At 73.3% G+C, this 16,412-nt stretch carries 15 protein-coding genes and 2 pseudogenes; 8 read left to right on the top strand and 9 right to left on the bottom strand.

Annotation, left to right across the window (positions count from 1 at the left end):
• Positions 1-113: 113 nt before the first annotated feature.
• The gene (locus tag EJ357_RS05160; RefSeq protein ID WP_126389055.1) at positions 114-1,352 is read left to right on the top strand and encodes a geranylgeranyl reductase family protein; all 1,239 of its coding nucleotides are present in this window, start codon (positions 114-116) and stop codon (positions 1,350-1,352) included.
• Between the two features lie 12 nt (positions 1,353-1,364).
• Here EJ357_RS05160 and EJ357_RS05155 read toward each other — a convergent pair whose 3' ends face one another.
• On the bottom strand, positions 1,365-1,814 hold the full coding sequence (locus tag EJ357_RS05155; RefSeq protein ID WP_126389053.1) for a nitroreductase/quinone reductase family protein: 450 nt from the start codon (positions 1,812-1,814) through the stop codon (positions 1,365-1,367).
• A 136-nt stretch (positions 1,815-1,950) separates the two neighbouring features.
• Here EJ357_RS05155 and EJ357_RS05150 point away from each other — a divergent pair, with 136 nt between their 5' ends.
• Entirely contained in the window at positions 1,951-2,670 is a 720-nt protein-coding gene (locus EJ357_RS05150) for a TetR/AcrR family transcriptional regulator (protein ID WP_126389051.1), read from the top strand.
• A gap of 144 nt (positions 2,671-2,814) precedes the next feature.
• On the opposite strand, the pseudogene EJ357_RS50160 reads toward EJ357_RS05150, so the two are convergent.
• Positions 2,815-2,865: pseudogene (locus EJ357_RS50160) on the bottom strand (hypothetical protein); the annotation flags it as partial.
• Between the two features lie 96 nt (positions 2,866-2,961).
• On the opposite strand from EJ357_RS50160, the gene EJ357_RS05140 reads away from it, so the two are divergent.
• The 3 genes from EJ357_RS05140 to EJ357_RS05130 are packed head-to-tail and all read left to right on the top strand — an operon-like array spanning position 2,962 to position 5,296.
• A complete protein-coding gene (locus EJ357_RS05140; protein WP_323377839.1) occupies positions 2,962-3,336 on the top strand; it encodes an MMPL family transporter in 375 nt (124 codons plus the stop codon).
• Positions 3,337-3,389: 53 nt separating this feature from the next.
• Entirely contained in the window at positions 3,390-4,634 is a 1,245-nt protein-coding gene (locus tag EJ357_RS05135) for a sensor histidine kinase (protein ID WP_126389049.1), read from the top strand.
• The gene (locus tag EJ357_RS05130) at positions 4,631-5,296 is read left to right on the top strand and encodes a response regulator transcription factor (protein ID WP_126389047.1); all 666 of its coding nucleotides are present in this window, start codon (positions 4,631-4,633) and stop codon (positions 5,294-5,296) included. The genes EJ357_RS05135 and EJ357_RS05130 overlap by 4 nt, the downstream gene beginning before the upstream one ends.
• Here the strand turns inward: EJ357_RS05130 and EJ357_RS05125 are convergent.
• A complete protein-coding gene (locus EJ357_RS05125) occupies positions 5,257-5,562 on the bottom strand; it encodes a DUF6332 family protein (protein ID WP_126389045.1) in 306 nt (101 codons plus the stop codon). The genes EJ357_RS05130 and EJ357_RS05125 overlap by 40 nt on opposite strands.
• Positions 5,563-5,636: 74 nt before the next feature.
• Positions 5,637-7,118, bottom strand: coding sequence for an MFS transporter (locus EJ357_RS05120; RefSeq protein ID WP_126389043.1), 1,482 nt, complete (start codon positions 7,116-7,118; stop codon positions 5,637-5,639).
• An 84-nt stretch (positions 7,119-7,202) separates the two neighbouring features.
• Between EJ357_RS05120 and EJ357_RS05115 the strand changes: the two genes are divergently transcribed.
• Positions 7,203-7,592: a MarR family winged helix-turn-helix transcriptional regulator gene (locus EJ357_RS05115; protein ID WP_126389041.1), complete on the top strand. Its 390-nt coding sequence runs from the start codon at positions 7,203-7,205 to the stop codon at positions 7,590-7,592.
• Positions 7,593-7,608: 16 nt separating this feature from the next.
• Here EJ357_RS05115 and EJ357_RS05110 read toward each other — a convergent pair whose 3' ends face one another.
• Both EJ357_RS05110 and EJ357_RS05105 read right to left on the bottom strand, forming a co-directional pair.
• Entirely contained in the window at positions 7,609-8,367 is a 759-nt protein-coding gene (locus EJ357_RS05110; protein WP_126389039.1) for a maleylpyruvate isomerase family mycothiol-dependent enzyme, read from the bottom strand.
• Between the two features lie 204 nt (positions 8,368-8,571).
• Positions 8,572-8,961, bottom strand: coding sequence for a VOC family protein (locus EJ357_RS05105; RefSeq protein WP_126389037.1), 390 nt, complete (start codon positions 8,959-8,961; stop codon positions 8,572-8,574).
• A 105-nt stretch (positions 8,962-9,066) separates the two neighbouring features.
• Between EJ357_RS05105 and EJ357_RS50690 the strand changes: the two are divergent.
• Positions 9,067-9,321, top strand: a pseudogene (locus tag EJ357_RS50690) (hypothetical protein); the annotation flags it as partial.
• Here EJ357_RS50690 and EJ357_RS05095 read toward each other — a convergent pair.
• Entirely contained in the window at positions 9,248-10,417 is a 1,170-nt protein-coding gene (locus tag EJ357_RS05095) for an MFS transporter (protein WP_126389035.1), read from the bottom strand. The pseudogene EJ357_RS50690 and the gene EJ357_RS05095 sit on opposite strands and share 74 nt — an antisense overlap.
• A 210-nt stretch (positions 10,418-10,627) precedes the next feature.
• Positions 10,628-11,713: a beta-glucuronidase AbsR1 gene (gene absR1, locus EJ357_RS05090; RefSeq protein ID WP_126389033.1), complete on the bottom strand. Its 1,086-nt coding sequence runs from the start codon at positions 11,711-11,713 to the stop codon at positions 10,628-10,630.
• A gap of 97 nt (positions 11,714-11,810) precedes the next feature.
• Here absR1 and EJ357_RS05085 point away from each other — a divergent pair, with 97 nt between their 5' ends.
• Positions 11,811-13,727 (top strand): LuxR family transcriptional regulator AbsR2, encoded by a 1,917-nt coding sequence (locus tag EJ357_RS05085; protein WP_126389031.1) that lies wholly within the window; start codon positions 11,811-11,813, stop codon positions 13,725-13,727.
• Between the two features lie 32 nt (positions 13,728-13,759).
• Here the strand turns inward: EJ357_RS05085 and EJ357_RS05080 are convergent, their stop codons facing one another.
• Positions 13,760-16,327, bottom strand: a complete 2,568-nt coding sequence (locus EJ357_RS05080) for a CHAT domain-containing protein (RefSeq protein WP_126399205.1) — start codon at positions 16,325-16,327, stop codon at positions 13,760-13,762.
• Positions 16,328-16,412 lie beyond the last annotated feature (85 nt).

Here is a 16,412-nt window from a genome sequence, read left to right as displayed (position 1 = left end):
CGACGTTGTACGTGTGAGTGCTGTGATCCTCCCACAGCAGCCTGCGACGATGCCCGCCGTAGGATGCGGGGGACAGCAGCGGACGGCGGCTTGATCAGGAGCAGTAGACCATCGTGAGCAGCGAGAACTCTTCGGCGGACGACGTGCAGCGGGTGTGGGACGTCGTCGTGGTGGGCGCGGGACCCGCGGGAGCCTCGGCCGCCTATGCGGCGGCGGTCGCCGGGCGGCGCGTGCTGGTGCTGGAGAAGGCGGAGCTGCCGCGCTACAAGACGTGCGGCGGCGGCATCATCGGCCCCTCGCGCGATTCCCTGCCGCCCGGTTTCGAGCTGCCCTTCCGGGACCGGGTGCACGCGGTCACGTTCTCGAACAACGGCCGCTTCAGCAGGACCCGCCGCTCCAAGCAGATGCTGTTCGGGCTGATCAACCGGCCCGAGTTCGACCAGCAGCTCGTCGAGCACGCACAGAAGGCGGGCGCCGAGCTGCGTACGGGCGTCACCGTGCAGCGCGTCGAGCAGCACGGCTCGGCGGTGCCGGACCGGCGCAGCGTCGCCGTCGTCCTGCAGGGCGGCGAGACGCTGCTCGCGCGGGCGGTCGTGGGCGCGGACGGCAGCGCCAGCCGCATAGGGGCACACGTCGGGGTGAAGCTCGACCAGGTGGATCTCGGCCTGGAGGCGGAGATCCCGGTGCCGGAGACGGTCGCCGAGGACTGGAAGGGTCGGGTGCTCATCGACTGGGGGCCGATTCCCGGCAGTTACGGCTGGGTGTTCCCCAAGGGGGACACCCTCACCGTCGGGGTGATCTCGGCGCGCGGTGAAGGCGCCGCCACCAAGCGGTACTTGGAGGAGTTCATCGGGCGGCTCGGGCTCGCCGGGTTCGAACCGAGCATCTCCTCCGGCCACTTGACGCGCTGCCGCGCCGATGACTCGCCGCTCTCGCGCGGGCGCGTGCTGGTGTGCGGTGACGCCGCGGGCCTGCTGGAGCCGTGGACGCGCGAGGGGATCTCGTTCGCGCTCAGGTCGGGGCGCCTCGCGGGGGAGTGGGCGGTGCGCATCGCCGAGGCGCACGACGCGGTGGACACCCGGCGCCAGGCCCTGAACTACGCCTTCGCGGTCAAGGCGGGCCTCGGCGTCGAGATGAGCGTCGGCAAGCGGCTGCTGACGGTGTTCGAGCGCCGGCCCGGCCTCTTCCACGCCACCCTGACCGGTTTCCGGCCGGCCTGGAAGGCGTTCATGGACATCACCCGGGGCTCCACGTCGCTGGCCGACATCGTCCGTACCCACCCGATGGCCCACCGCGCCCTGACCGCGCTGGACCGCCGTCCGGTGGTGGCGGGCGACGAGGCCACCTCCTGAGCGCCACCCGGGTCACTTCTTGACGGTGATCCGGAAGACGGGGTGATCCGGGGCGGCCGCGACGATCTCCTCGTCGGAGGACTTCGCGGTGACCCCGTTGAAGTACTGGTTGACCTCCCAGCCCCACTTCTCCAGGTAGGTCCGCAGGATCGGGAGCTTCTCCGCGTCGGGAAGCTCCACCGCGGTGAACTCACGGACCCTGCGTCCGACCCGCAGCTCCCCGCCGGCGGCGGCACGCATGTTGCGCACCCACTGGGAGTGGCCGCGTGCCGAGACGAGGTACTGCGTGCCCTCGTAGGTGTGCGGGTTGACCGGAATGCGCTGCATCCTGCCGCTCTTGCGTCCGCGCACGGACATCTCCGCCGTGCCCGCGAGACTCAGACCGTGCCGGGCCAGCCAGCCGATGACGCTGTTGAGGCGGACGTTGAGCGGGCTGCCCTTGAGGTAGTACGGCGACGACATGGTGACTCCCCGGAGTTCCCGATTGAGAGAGCGGTGCTCTCGCTTGAGAGCAGTGTGCACGAGATCGCTGATCCAAAGCAAGAGCAGTGCTCTCGAATTGGTGCACTGCTCCGCTGTTCGTGGGAGACTGCCTGTCATGAGCAGCAGCACCGCACAGGGCGCCCGCGCCCGCGCCCGGATGGAAGTCACCGCCGCCATCAAGGACGAGGCGCGCAGACAGCTCGCGGCCGAGGGCGCCGCCAAGCTGTCGCTGCGCGCCGTGGCCCGCGAACTCGGCATGGTCTCCTCCGCGCTCTACCGGTACTTCCCCAGCCGCGACGACCTGCTGACCGCTCTCATCATCGACGCCTACAACGCCATCGGGGAGAGTGCCGAAGCGGCGCGCGAGAAGGCCGCGGCCGACGGCCCCGTACAGCGCTGGACGGCGGTCGCGCAGGCCGTACGCGACTGGGCCCTGCGGCATCCGCACGAGTACGCGCTGATCTACGGCTCGCCCGTGCCCGGCTACACCGCCCCCGCCACCACCGTCCCGCCCGCCTCCCGCGTCGGACTCGTCTTCATCGGCATCGTCCGCGACGCCCATCACGGCTCCGCCCTCACCGAACCCCCGCCGCTGCCCGCCGACCTGCGGCCCGAGGCCGAGCGCATGGCCGCCGACCTGGCCCCCGACCTCCCTCCGGCGGCGGTCGCGGCGCTCATCGCCGCCTGGGGCGAGCTCTTCGGGCTCGTCGGTTTCGAGCTGTTCGGGCAGTTCAACCGGGTCGTGGAGGACAGGGAGACGTTCTTCCGGCACGCGGTGGCCCGGCTCGCGCAAGGGGTGGGCCTGGTGGACGGCCCGGTGGAGGGGCGACGGTAGGCCGGCGCGGATCGTCAGACCACGGGTACCGGCGGCGACGGCAGCAGTTCCGGGTCCTGGCGCAGGATCCGTGCGTGCAGTGAGCGCAGTGCGGGCCCCGGGTTCCGCGCCCAGGGCCTCGGCCGGCCTGCGCCGAGCCGCCTCGTACGCGGTGAGCGCGTCCGACGGGCGGCCGGTGCGGCACAGGGCGAGCATCAGCAGCTCGACGAGGCGCTCGCACATCTGGCCGGGCTGCTCGGCTTCACGCCGACGGGCTCGATCGAGCCGAGCATCCCGGTGCCGATGTTCTGCGTGGCGTACGGGCTGTCCATGGACTACGAGGTCTTCCTGCCGGCCCGCATCAAGGAGGAGCACGAGCGCACGGGGGACACCGAGCGGGCGGTCGGCGAGGGCATCCGGCGCAGTGCGCCCCTGATCACCGCAGCGGCCGGGATCCTGGCCCTCTCCTTCCTCTCGTACGCCACGTCGGGCGTCGTCTTCCTCAAGGAACTCGGCGTCGGCACGGCCCTGACGATCCTCGTCGACGCCACCCTCGTCCGGGTCGTCCTGTTGCCGGTGACGATGCGGCTCGCCGGGCGGGCCAACTGGTGGATGCCACGGCGGCTGCGGCGATTGCGGATCAGGGAGGCCGAGGCCGCGGACGTACTTCGCCGGGAGTACGTGTGATCACCACGCGCGGGTGACGCCGCCCGGCCGCCGTCGCGTCTAGCGTGGCGGACATGGACGAGCAGCAGGGACGCCGGGGCGGCGGTCCGCCGATGTGGTGGCGGCACGGGCCGCCGTGGTGGAACCGGGAGGACGGCGAGGAGCGCGCTCCTCGCCTGCCCTGGCGCTCCACCGTCCTGATCACCGTCTTCGTGCTGGCCGGCTCGAACTTCGCGGCTCGGGGGCAACTGGACGACCGGGAGGCCCTCGACCCCTTCGCGCGCGTGCTGCTGTTCGTGGCGGCGGGACTGCTGCTGTGGCGCAAGCGGTATCCGGTGGCCGTCGTGTTCGGCACGGCGGTGGCCGCCACTGTGTACCTGGGCGCCGGGTATCCCTACGGGCCGGTCTTCGTGGCCGTCGCCGTGGCCTGCTTCAACGCGATCGTCATGGGACATCGCAGGGCCGCCTGGGCGGCGATCGGGGTGTTCTGGGCCGGGCACGCGCTGGTGGCCCACTGGCTGTACGAGTGGCTGCCGCCGTCCGGCGACTCGGCCGCCCCCTGGGGGCAGGAGGGCGTGATCGCCGCCTGGGTCGCGGCCGTTCTGGCGGTGTCGGAGCTGGCCAAGACCCGGCGCGAGCAGTGGGCGCGGGAGCGGGCCGAGCGGGCGCAGGCGGCGCGGCGACGGGCCGACGAGGAGCGGCTGCGGATCGCCCGCGAGCTGCACGACGTCCTCGCGCACAGCATCAGCGTGATCAATGTGCAGGCGGGCGTCGGCCTCGCGCTCCTCGACACCGACCCCGAGCAGGCGCGCACGGCGCTCACCACCATCAAGGCCCAGAGCAAGGAGGCGCTCGGCGAGGTCCGCCAGGTCCTCGACACGCTGCGCACCCCCGGCGACGCGCCGCGCGCCCCGGCACCCGGCCTGGACCGGCTGCCCGAACTGGTGGAGCAGGCGGCCGGCGCGGGCCTCACCGTCGAGGTTGAGGGCGAGCCGCCCCGCCTCCCGCCCGGCACCGACCTCGCCGCGTTCCGGATCGTCCAGGAGGCCCTCACCAACGTCGTACGCCACTCGGGATCGCGTCACGCGCGCGTGCACCTCGATCAGGACGACGGAGCGACGCTACGGTTGCGTATCGACGACGACGGTCCGGCGACCGGCGCCGACGCGGGCGGCAGCGGCAACGGACTCGCCGGAATGCGGGAGCGGGCGGCCGCGCTGGGTGGCACGATCGAGGCGGGCCCGCGTGCCGACGGCGGGTTCCGGGTGCTCGCCGTACTGCCGTTGAAGGCTTCTGCCGAGACCAAGGAGGACCGGTGATCCGGGTACTGCTCGCCGACGACCAGTCACTGGTGCGGGCCGGCTTCCGTGCGCTGCTCGACGCGCAGCCGGACATCGAGGTGGCGGGGGAGGCGTCCGACGGCGAGGAGGCCTTGCGCAAGGTGCGCGAACTGCGGCCCGACGTCGTCCTGATGGACATCCGCATGCCGGTCCTGGACGGCCTGGCCGCGACCCGCCGGATCACCGAGGACGGTGCCCTGAACGGCGTCAAGGTGGTCATGCTGACCACCTTCGAGCTCGACGAGTACGTCTTCGAGGCCATCCGCTCGGGCGCCTCCGGCTTCCTGGTCAAGGACACCGAGCCCGAGGAACTCCTGCGCGCCGTACGGGCGGTCGTGGAGGGGGACGCCCTGCTCTCGCCGGGGGTGACGCGACGCCTGATCGCCGAGTTCGCCGCCCGCTCCAAGGAGCCCGCGGCCGCCGGTGCGCTCACCGAACTCACCGAGCGCGAGCGGGAGGTGATGGCGCTGGTCGGCATCGGCCTGTCCAACGAGGAGATCGCCCGCCGCCTGGTGGTCAGCCCCCTCACCGCGAAGACCCACGTCAGCCGCACGATGGTGAAGCTCGGCGCCCGCGACCGGGCCCAACTCGTCGTCCTGGCCTATGAGTCGGGGCTGGTACGGCCGGGCTGGCTGGGCTGAGCAGCCCCGTCCCGGGCGGCGCGTGACTGCCCGAAGCGGACCAGCACGCTGACGACGCGGGCGACGAAGAGCACGGCGGCCGCGGTCGCCCCGGCCGCGACGAGCGTGCCGCGCGCCCCGGCCGACAGGTCGAAGGCGAACGCCGGTCCCGCGACGGCCCCGAACAACACGGCCGCCGCGAACGCCGCACTGCACAGGGCGTATCCGATCTCCACCGTGATCACGTCCCGCTCGGCCTGACTGCGCCGCCCCCCATACGTGGTCACACGCGGAGTTTCACAGGCGTGCGCCCGGCGGAGCAAGCAGGCTCCGCCGGGCGCACGGTGTCGGAGGCGGCCCCCTAGTCGCGTACCGTGACGCGTTCCGCCTCCTGGGATGTGGACTTGGCGACCACGACGGTCTGCTGTGTACGACGGGTGCGCAGTCCGGTGAGGGAGATCAGCAGGCCCGCGACCGCGATCACCGTGATCACCACCAGGGCGGGCAGGTAGCTGTCGAGGACGGCCTGCGGGGACGCCCCCGGCTCCTCGGGCGCGTTCGCCGTCAGGACCGCCGTCACAACGGCCAGGAACAGCGCGCCGCCGACCTGGACCGAGGTGTTGAGCAGCCCGGAGACCATGCCCTGCTCGTGCTCGTCGACGCCGTTCGTGGCCTGGACGTTGAGCGAGGGGAAGGTGAGCGCGAAGGCCGAGCCGACCAGCAGCATGGTGGGCAGGATCACCGCCGCGTAGACCGGGTCGAGGTCGATGCGCAGGAACAGGATGTAGCCGGCGACCATCAGGGCGAAGCCGATCGCGATCAGCCGGGCCGTACCGAACCGGTCGATGATCGCCCCGACCTTCGTCGCCGACAGCGCCACGAGCGCGCCCGCCGGCAGGAAGGCCAGCGCGGTGTGCAGCGCCGACCAGCCGAGCAGTTGCTGCATGTACAGCGTGACCAGGAACTGGAAGCCGATGTAGCTGCCGACGAACGTCAACGCGCCCAGCTGAGCCCGTACTTGAGGACCCGAACGCAGCACGCCCAGCCGGATCAGCGGGCTCGGGCTGCGTCGCTCGACGGCGACGAAGGCGGCCAGCAGGACGGCGACCGCGATGAAGGACAGGATGGTGCGCAGGGAGCCCCAGCCCACCTCCGGCGCCTCGACGACCGTGAAGACGAGCAGCAGCATCGAGGCGGTGCCGAGGACGGCGCCCGGGACGTCGTACCCGCCGGTGCTCTTCTCCCGCTCGCTGCGCGGCAGCAGCTTCAGCCCCGCGAACAGCGCGATCAGGGCGACGGGCGCGGGCAGCAGCATGGTCAGGCGCCAACTGGCCTCGGTGAGCAGGCCCGAGAAGACGAGCCCCATCGAGTAGCCGGTGGCGCCGCAGGTGGTGTAGATCGCCAGCGCGCGGTTGCGTACCGGGCCCTCGGCGAAGGTCGTGGTGATGATGGACAGGCCGGCGGGCGCGGTGAAGGCGGCGGCCAGGCCCTTGACGAAGCGGCTGGCGATCAGCAGCGGACCCGAGTCGACGAGCCCGCCGAGCAGGGAGGCGAGCGCGAAGACGGCGAGGGCCACCAGGAACACCTGGCGGCGGCCCAGCAGGTCGGCGGTCCGTCCGCCGAGGAGGAGCAGGCCGCCGTAGCCCAGGATGTAGCCGCTGACGATCCATTGCAGGGTCGAGGTGGACAGGCCCAGGTCGGCGCCGATGGACGGCAGGGCGACACCGACCATCGACACGTCCAGCGCGTCCAGGAACATCGCGGCGCACAGCACCAGGAGGGTGCCCCACAGGCGGGGCGTCCAACGACCCGCGGACGTGGGGTGGGTGAGCGGAGAGGTCATGCGACGACAGTACATGCGCATGCATCGAATGCAAATGCATTTAATGCCGATGCAATGAACGCGGATCTCTGCTACGGTGCGCCCATGGCGGCGAAGAAGGCCGAACAGGCGCTCGTGGACCAGTGGCGGGACATTCTGGCGCTGCATGCGCGCACGCAGTGCGAACTCGACCGTGCCCTCCATCAACACGGGCTGTGCGCCAGCGACTTCGAGGTCCTTGACGTGCTGGCGGTCGGTGCCTGCTCCTACCGCGTCCAGGAGATCTCCGAGCGCGTTCACCTGAGCCAGAGCGCGCTGTCGCGGCTGATCGCCCGGCTGGAGAAGGACGGGCTGGTCGAGCGCGGGATGTGCGCGGAGGACCGGCGGGGTGTGAAGGTGGCGCTCACGGCGAAGGGGCGCTCGCTGCACGGTGATGTGCTGCCGGTGCAGCGTGCGGTGTTGACTCGGATGCTGGCGGGCGGCCCGGTCGGCTGACCGCCCGTCACCGGAGTCAGCCGATCGCCGACTTCTCCCGCCACAGCGCGGCGAGCGAGGCATCACCGGTCACGCTGGGCACCGGCAGCCGGTTCCACAACGCCAGGTACAACTGCGCGGCGGGACCGGCCAGTTCGGCGTCCGCGTCTCCGTCCCCCTCCGATTCCTCCCGCGTGGTCACGGGCGGCTCCGCCGACAGCCGTACGGTCCACACCGCATCGGTGTCCACGCCCGCGTCCGAGGCCCGCACTCGCAGCAGGCGCGGTTCCTCCGTGCGGACCCTGCTCCTGGGGCGGGCATGGAAGCCGCGCAGCAGTTCGTCGATCCCGTCCACCGCGAACTCCGGGGCGATACCGGTCGGTGTGCCGCCGCGCGCCGACTCCGCGTCGAAGCGGTGGACGGTCGTCTCATGGGCCTGCCGTCGGGCCCAGAAGGCCAGGGGCGACGGGTTGGGCGCGGGGTGGAAGGTCCAACACTCCACATCGGGTGAGGCTCCGTCGAGGGTGTCGACCAGGTGCCGGTGGCTGTCCCGGTACCAGGCCACGAGCTCGGGGCCGTCGAGGTCGGGGCCGTCACTCAAGGGCCGGGGCGAGGTGTGCGCCTGGGCGACGAACGCGGCGGCCCACCGATGCACCGCCCCTGTGTGCCGCAGCAGGTCCCGCACCTGCCAGTCCGGGCAAGTCGGCACCTTGGCGTCGACCCCGGCCTCCTCGGCGGCCGCGGCCAGCAGCAGTCCTTCGCGGTCCAGGGTTCGGACGAAGTCAGCGGTCTCCATGCGGGCGAGTGTGCCGGATGGAGTGCGGTCGAAGGGAGTGCCTTTCCGTTGTGTGTGGCTCTCCCACCATTGCTCTTGTCCTCCGGACGCGTCCGAGGAAGAGCACGATCGCTGCGGGCGCATCCGGTTCCGGGCGAGTGCGGCCCTGCACAGGGGCGGCCTTGAGCGCTGATGGCAGGTGGGTGGGCCATCGGTGCGCAGCCCTCAGGGCGGGGCGGGGAGCAGGCAGTACTCGTTGCCTTCGGGGTCGGCCAGGAGCCAGTGGTCGTCGTGCCGGGCCAGGACGGTCCCGCCGAGGGCGGTGAGGCGGTCGGGCTCGGTCTCCGGGGTGGGGGAGGGCAGGTCCAGGTGCAGGCGGTTCTTCGCGCGCTTGGGCTCCGGAACGAGCTGACACCACAGGCGAGGCCCGCGGATCCGGGGCTCGACGGGGACGGTTGGGTCGTCCTCGGGGGCGTCGATACCCTGCGCGCGCAGCCGGGCGAGCTCGGCGTCGTCGTAGGGGGCGGCGGCGTAGTCGTCGAGGGCGGCGGCCCAGAAACGGGCCGTGGCGGCCGGACGGGCACGGTCGATGACGATGTCGTGGAGTCGGGCCATCCGGTCATGATGCGCAGCCGGGGTGGGGCGGGCGGCGGCCGGCAGGCCCGTCCGGACCCGGGACCGGGTGCAGGGGGCCGAACCGGCCTACGGCATGTCCTCGCGCTGTTCGCGGGCGGGCCGGGGGTGACGGGACGGTCGTACGGCCTCCGAGCAGGCCTTCACGGCGGCCGCATGCCGCTTCGGCGCCGATTCCCGACCGTCGTCGAGTCGAGCCCGGTCCGGCTGCTGACCCTGCCGGGTGACACCCTCGTGCACACCGGACGCGGTGACACGACCACTTCGGTCAGTTCGGCGTCACGCGGCGGGTCGCGAGGGCGATCAGTGTGGCGATCGTGGCCAGCACCGCGACGCTGGTGAGGGCCACGGGCAGGGAGAACCAGTCGGCCATGAAGCCGATGGCGGGCGGTCCGAGGAGCATGCCGCCGTAGCCGAGGGTGGAGGCGGTGGCGACGCCGTTCGGGCCGGCGAGAGTGCCCGCGCGTTCGACGGCCACGGGGAAGAGGTTGGCGAGACCGAGCCCCGTGATCGCGAAGCCGAGCAGCGCCGCCCACAGGGAGGGCGCGAGCGAGCCGAGCAGCATCCCGGCCGCCGCGGTGGCGCCGCCCGCGACGACGGTACGGCCGTGGCCGAGCCGTTCGAGGAGGGCCGTGCCGCTGAGGCGGCCGATCGTCATGGCCAGCGCGAAGCAGGAGTAGCCGACGGCGGCGACGCCGGGGGAGGCGTCCAGGTCCTGTTCGAGGTGGAGGGCGCCCCAGTCGGCCATGGCGCCCTCGCCGTAGGCAGTGCACAGGGCGATCAGGCCGAAGACGATCACCAGCCAGCGGGTCCTGGTGTCCGGGCGGCGCGGGGCGCCGCTCTCGGGCTGTACGGGGCCCGCGGCCGTAGGCGGTTCGTGGCGCAGCAGCGTACGGCCCGCCACGGCCGTCACCACCAGCCCGATCACGGCGAGGCCCAGCAGATGCCGGGTCGGGGAGAGGGCCCCCGCGACCAGCCCGCCGAGCCCCGCGCCGACCATGCCGCCCAGGCTGAAGGCCGCGTGGAAGCTGGGCATCACGGGCCGGCGCAGGGCGGCGACCAGGTCGACGGCGGCGCTGTTGAAGGCGACGTTGATGCTGCCGTAGGCGGCGCCGAAGACGACGAGTACCGAGCCGAGGGCGAGCACGGAGTGGGTGAGCGGGGGCAGGGAGACGCTGAGGGAGAGCAGGACCGCACAGACGACGGTGACCTGGTGGGTGCCGTGGCGACGGCACAGCCGACCGGTGAGGGTCATGGTGAGGACGGCGCCTGCGGACACGCCGAGGAGGGCGAGGCCGAGGGCGCTGGCGGAGGCGCCGGTCTGTTCCTTGATGGCGGGGATACGGACGACCCAGCCGGCGAAGAGGAAGCCGTCGAGGGCGAAGAAGGCGGTGAGGGCTATGCGGAGGCGGGTCAGGGTGCTGCGGTTGCCCGGCACGGCATTGTGCGTTCGGGATTTGTTTATTAGCGGCACAAAGTCAGGTTAGGTGTGTCCTGCATGCGAGGCAAGGGGGCCCGGACAGGGCGTGGCGGGCGCGGAAACGGCGTGAGCGGGACGTCACCCTCCCCCGAAGGTGGCGTCCCGCTCACTTCCCCCGGCGCCGGACAGTGGACTGAGACGTCCGTGCGCGTCTGCCGATCCGTGCCGTCACCAGCACATGACCGCTGTCTCCCCCGACCCCCAGCTGGAGTACAGACGCACCCGGACGTAGTAGCGGCGGCCCTTGACGAGTCGGGCCCTGACCGTGGCGTTGTGCGGGGTGCCGCCGTCGTCCTGGGCGGTGAGGTAGCGGGGTTCGCCGTCCCGCTCCTCGAAGACCACGACGACGGTGTCGCTGTCGCCGAAGGTGCCCAGGGTGTACTCGCGGGTCTCCGGTGGCTCCACGACGAAGTCGGCCTGCTCGGCCGGCCCGAGCCGCAGCGGCACCGAACGGAACGGCACCAGCTCCCGCGGCCCCGGCGTCCGGACCGGCGGGTACCAGCGGTGGACGAACTCCTTGTCGGCCTCGGACAGCACGCCCGGTGGGTTGAGGCCCCCGCGGAACTGCTCCGGCTCCAGGATCAGCCCGGCCGAGAAGGGGTACTCCATGATCGAGTGCGGGTCCCACGCGGAGCCGTTGACCTCGTTCGGGTCCAGCTTGCGCAGGATGTTGAAGAACGTCTTGTCCCGGCTCCAGAAGTTCGGCGGGCCCGCCAGATCGGCGTACACGGCCTCGTCGTCCCAGTGGATCCCGGCGAACGGGCTCTGGTGCTCGTGCAGCAGGCCGAGCGCGTGCCCGATCTCGTGCAGGGCCGTGCCGCGTTCCCCGGGCACGGTCAGGTCCCAGCCGAAGTTCATGGTGCGTTCGTTCAGGCCGACCCCGAGCGCGTCCTTGCCCACGGTGGACCAGGAGCCGTCGCCGAGCTGGAACCCGATGCGCAGTTCGGCCTCCGACCGGTCGGCCACCTCCACGAAGGACAGGCCGATGCCCAGGCCCTGCCACTCCTGGAAGCACTCGCGCACGACGTCCCGCTGCTCCTTGCTGCCGACCCACGACACATGCCGGGCCCTGCCGGTCTCCGGGTCGGGGATCACGGATCCGTCGGATTCCCGGTCGAAGAAGTGGTAATGCAGCACGGTGCCGTTGACCCACATCCGGCGTCCGCCGATGAGCGCACTGAGCCGCTCGGCGGCCAGCCCCGGTGCGAAAGCGGGGGCCGGCTGCTGCGCGAGGGAGCAGTAGCGTGCGGTCATGCGAACAGGGTGCCGTCGGACCGCCGCGGGCGCCTGAGTCGGGGGCTACTCAAGTACCCCTGTATCAAGGGTGAGTCACCGCGCTCCTAATGCCGTGATGCCTTGGGAACGTGACGCGAAGACCCTGGAACTGCCCTGGCCGTTCACCGGCCGGGAGGACGAACTCGAACTGGTCCGAGGTGCCTTGACCGCCGGCCGGCACGGCATCGTGATCACCGGACCGGCGGGCTGCGGCAAGACCCGGCTCGTCACCGAGGCCGTCCGCGGCACCGACTGCGCCCGGGTGGCCGGCACCCCCGAGACGCGCCGGATCCGCTTCGCCGCGTTCGCGCACCTCGTACCCGAGACCGCCTCCCTGCACGGCGCCGTCCAGCACCTGTCCGGCGTACGGCTGCTGCTCGTGGACGACGCGCATCTGCTCGACGACGCCTCGGCCGCCCTCGTCCACCAGCTGGCCGTGCACGGACGCACCCGTCTTCTGGTCGTCACCACCGACGGCGCCCCGGTCCCGGGTGCCGTCTCCCGCCTGTGGACCGGCGAACTCCTGCCCCGCCTCACCCTGGAGCCGCTGCCCAGGGAGGAGACCGCCCACCTGCTGTCGGGCGGAGCCGCGGGCGCGGCCCTGGAGCCGCTCACCGTGAACCGGCTGCACCATCTGTGCCAGGGGGACCTCCGGCTGCTGCGCGACCTGGTGGACGCGGTGCGCGGGCGAGGGCTGCTGACCCGGGTCCCGGACCGGGACGAGTGGGCGTGGCGCGGCCGGCTGCCGGTCACCACGACGGTACGCGAGCGCACCGCACCGGTACTCGACCGCACCTGCTCCGGCGAGCGCGACATCCTCGAACGCCTAGCCTTCGCCGAGCCGTTGCCACTGGACCTGGAGCAGGACCGACTCGATCTGCACACCCTCGAACGCCTGGAGGCCGGCGCCCTGGTCCACGTCGACGACGAGGGCGCCGTCCGCCTCGCCCACCCCCTGCACGGCCCGGTGCTGCGGGCCGCGGCCGGCAGGCTGCGGGCGAGGCGGCTGTCCCGTACGCCGGACCAGTGCGGCCCCGCCCTCGACGCCGAGCGCGCCGCGCTGACCCGCCGCATCGAGCGGGCGGACGTACGGGAGATGCCGACGCCCGTGGGGGAGTGGCTGGTGGCGGAGGGCGCACCGGTGCCGGCCGGGTACGCGGCCGTACGCGCCCGGTTCGCGCGGCTGCGCGGCGAGCTGCGGGAGGCGGCGGCGTGGGCGCGGGAGGCGCTGCGGGACGGCGGCGCCGATCCGTCCTGCCGCCTCGAACTCGCCCTCGCCACAGCGCAGTCGGGTGACACGACGGCCGCGCAGGAGATCCTGGGTGGCCGCCCCCACGGGGGTGGGGCGGTCACCCGGCCGACGACGGTGCGCGGCGATGCCGAGGGGGCCTCGGCCGGCATCAGCGATGCGGACGGGGCTGCCCCCGCGAACGTCGGCGATGCATACGGGGCTCTCGGCGCGCCGACCGGCGAGGGCGACGCGGCTGTCGAGGCGCTCGCCGGCGACGCCTACGACGCCGTCCGCCTGGGCACCCCCGAGCTCGCCGAGGGCCGCCTGACCGGTGTCTTCGCCGCGCACGCCGACGCGCTCGCCCAGGGGGACGGTGCCGCGCTCGACCGGGTGGCCGAACAGCTGGAGGAGCGCGGCTTCCTGCTCTTCGCGGCCGAGGCGCACGCCCAGGCCGTGCGGGCCCACCGCGACCCGCGCGCCGCCCGCACCGCACGCACGCGTGCCGTCGCCCTGGCCCGTCGCTGCCAGGGCGCCCGCACCCCGGCGCTGTCCGGGCTGGTCCTGGGCGAACTGACCGCCCGGCAACGGCAGATCGTCACGCTGGCCGCCGCGGGACTGAGCAACCGGCAGATCGCCGAGAAGCTCACCCTGTCCGTCCGCACGGTCGGCAACCACCTGTACAGCGCCTACGCCCGCCTCGGCGCCAGCGACCGCGGCGCACTGCCGTGGCTGGTGGAGCTGCCGGACGCGCAGTCGGCGTAAGGGAGTTCATCCGGTCGGCCCGATGAGACAGGTCAGGCCGCTCCGAACGCCGAGAACGCCCACCCCGTCGCCTGGTGCAGCGCGTCGCCCGGCAGTGCCGCCCGGGCGTCGCGCAGTGCCTCCGCCAGGGAGAGCCCCTCGCTCAGGCGCTTGTGCAGCGCCAGCATCAGCGGCACCACCGCGGCGTCGTTGACGGGCGCGCTCGCCGCCACCACGCCCGCCGTGCCCAGCGGCAGCAGCGCGGTGACCAGGCCGAGCAGTTCGTCGGCGCCGACGGAGGCGAAGCGGGCGGTGTCGCAGCAGGAGAGGATGATGCGGTACGGGCTGCGGTCCAGGCGCTCGAAGTCGTGCACGACGATCGGCCCGTCGGCCATGCGCAGCGACGAGAACAGGGGGCTGTCCGCGCGGAACGTGCCGTGGGCCGCGATATGGGCCAGCGCGGCCCCGTCGAGTTCCTCCAGTACGCGGGGCACGCGCGCGTCGGCGTGCTCCAGGACGACCGCACCGCCGTACCGGCAGGCGAGGTGCGGTACCTCCGCGCCACCGGTCGCGAGACCAGGACCGCGCACCAGCACCTGACGCCCGCCGGGCGGCGGTTCGGTCTCCCGTGCGCGCAGCCAGCTGCTGGCCGACGGCGACACGCTGAGCACGCGTTCGCGCAGCGACGGCAGCAGCGCCCACGGAACCTGGTGCAGCCGGGCGGGCGGTACGACCACGACGGGGCCGTCGCCCAGATGGGCCGCGGCCGGACCGAGCAGCAGCTCCTCCAGGCGCCGCCCCGCGGCCTCGACGATCGGAAGCCGTGCCTCCGCTCCCGGATGGGCCAGCCGCCGCAGCCCGGCCTGGACGTGCTCGGCCTCGGTCTCCGCCTCCGCCAGCAGCCCGGCCTCGAACCGGCGCACCCGCCCCTGCCCGCACAGCAGCACCTGAACCCGCCCGTCCAGCACGGCGAGTTCGGCCAGCAGGACGTCGTCGCCCAGCCGCTGAAGCAGCCGGCCCGGCTCGAAGCGGTAGCCGTCGCCGGGCGTGTCGCCGCGCAGATGCAGCGTCCGGGACCGGATCTCCCGCTCCAGGCGCCGCTGTTCACGCTCCAGCGCCGGAACGGGCCGCGCGTCCATACGGGCTTCCTCCGCGCGGGCCGCTATCACCCGGAACGCGGTCAGGGCCCCCTGCAGCTGCGGGGCGGCCGGCGGCCGGGTCGGCGGGGTCGACAGCGCGGTGGCCCGCCAGCGCTCGCTCCACACCAGCAGCCGCCGCGGACTGCCGGAGTCGAGACTGGCCTGCTGGGCCAGCGCGGCGAGTTCGGCGCCCTGCTCGGTGGCGCGCGCCCGCAGTTCCGACGCGCCGAGCGTCATCCGGTGGGCGTCCAGCACGTCCAGGCCACGCCGGCAGGCCTCCAGGACGCCCCGCCCGGACCCCGCCGCCCGGGCCCGCAGCGCCTGCGCCGCCCAGCCCGTCATCCGCGCCAGCGGCGGACCGCTGCGCCGGCTGCGGGCGGCGACGGCCAGATGCTGCTCGGCATCCGCCCGCCAGCCCAGGGTGAGCGCGATCCGGCCCGCGAGCAGCGAGGCCTGCGGCGCGGCCGGCGCGCCGAAGAAGGCCAGCCGTTCGGCGACCGCCGCAGTGTCGGCCACCAGCCGCCCCGAACTGCGCCCGGCGGCCACCCGCGCCTCGATCAGCACCAGCCGGGCATGCGTCTCCCACCAGCTGCGCCGCTGCCCGGCGAAGAGCCGTACGGCCATGTCGGCGCGCGCGATCGCGGTGTGCGCCTCGCCCGCCAGCCGGGCGGCGCGCGCGGCGGCCAGCAGCAGCTCGGCCTTGCGGGTGGACTGGCCGCCGATGCCGTCGAGCACGGCGATCGCCGCGTCGGCCTCGGCCAGCGCCTCCGGGGCGAGCCCCGCGGCCATCAGCACCTCGCAGCGGCGGATGTTGAGCATGAAGGTCGGCGTGCCGAGCTTGGCGTACCGCTCCTCGGCCTCGTCGAGCAGCCGCAGCGCCGCCGGGATGTCGCCCGAGCGGAACGCGGCGAGGCCCCGGCTCTCCACCGCGTCGGCCTTGTCGTGCTCCTGGCCCGTGGTGTCCCACAGCGCCTCGGCCGCGGTGAAGTCGGCGTCCGCGCGGTCCACCGTGCCCAGCGCCAGATGCACCGTCGCCCGCAGCGTCAGCGCCCGCGCCGTCCAGATGACGTCCTCCGCCTGCCGCAGCACGGGGATCGCCTTGCGCACGTCCTCCAGCGCCTCGCGGTGGTGGCCCAGGACCCAGCGCGCGTAGGCCCGGCGGAACAGCACCCGGGCGCGGGTGTGTCCGCTCCCGCGCGCGACCCCGCGCTCCAGCGCGGCCAGCCCCTGCTGAGTGCGCCCCGCATGCACCAACGCGACCCCGAGCGCCGCCAGGACGTCCGCCTCCCGGTCGGCCGAATCCGCGCGCGCCGCGAGATCCCGGGCACGCCGCAGGTGATGGAGGGCGAGGCGCATGTCGCCCCAATCCCGCTGCCAGATGCCGATCACCTGGTGGGCGACGGAGGCGTGCAACGGCGACGGATCGGCGTCGAGCACCCCTTCCGCCCTCGCCAGTGCGTCGTTCGGGGCGGCGAACACCATCGGCAGCAGTTCGAGAACCGAGTCGCTTCCCGCTGTCACTCCACGGATGGTAGTTGCCACGGAACCGTGCCACACCGGTTTGGCG

The sequence above is a fragment of the Streptomyces cyaneochromogenes genome, from assembly GCF_003963535.1.
GTDB classification, from domain to species: domain Bacteria; phylum Actinomycetota; class Actinomycetes; order Streptomycetales; family Streptomycetaceae; genus Streptomyces; species Streptomyces shaanxiensis.
This window is presented reverse-complemented; position numbering and strand designations above follow the sequence as displayed.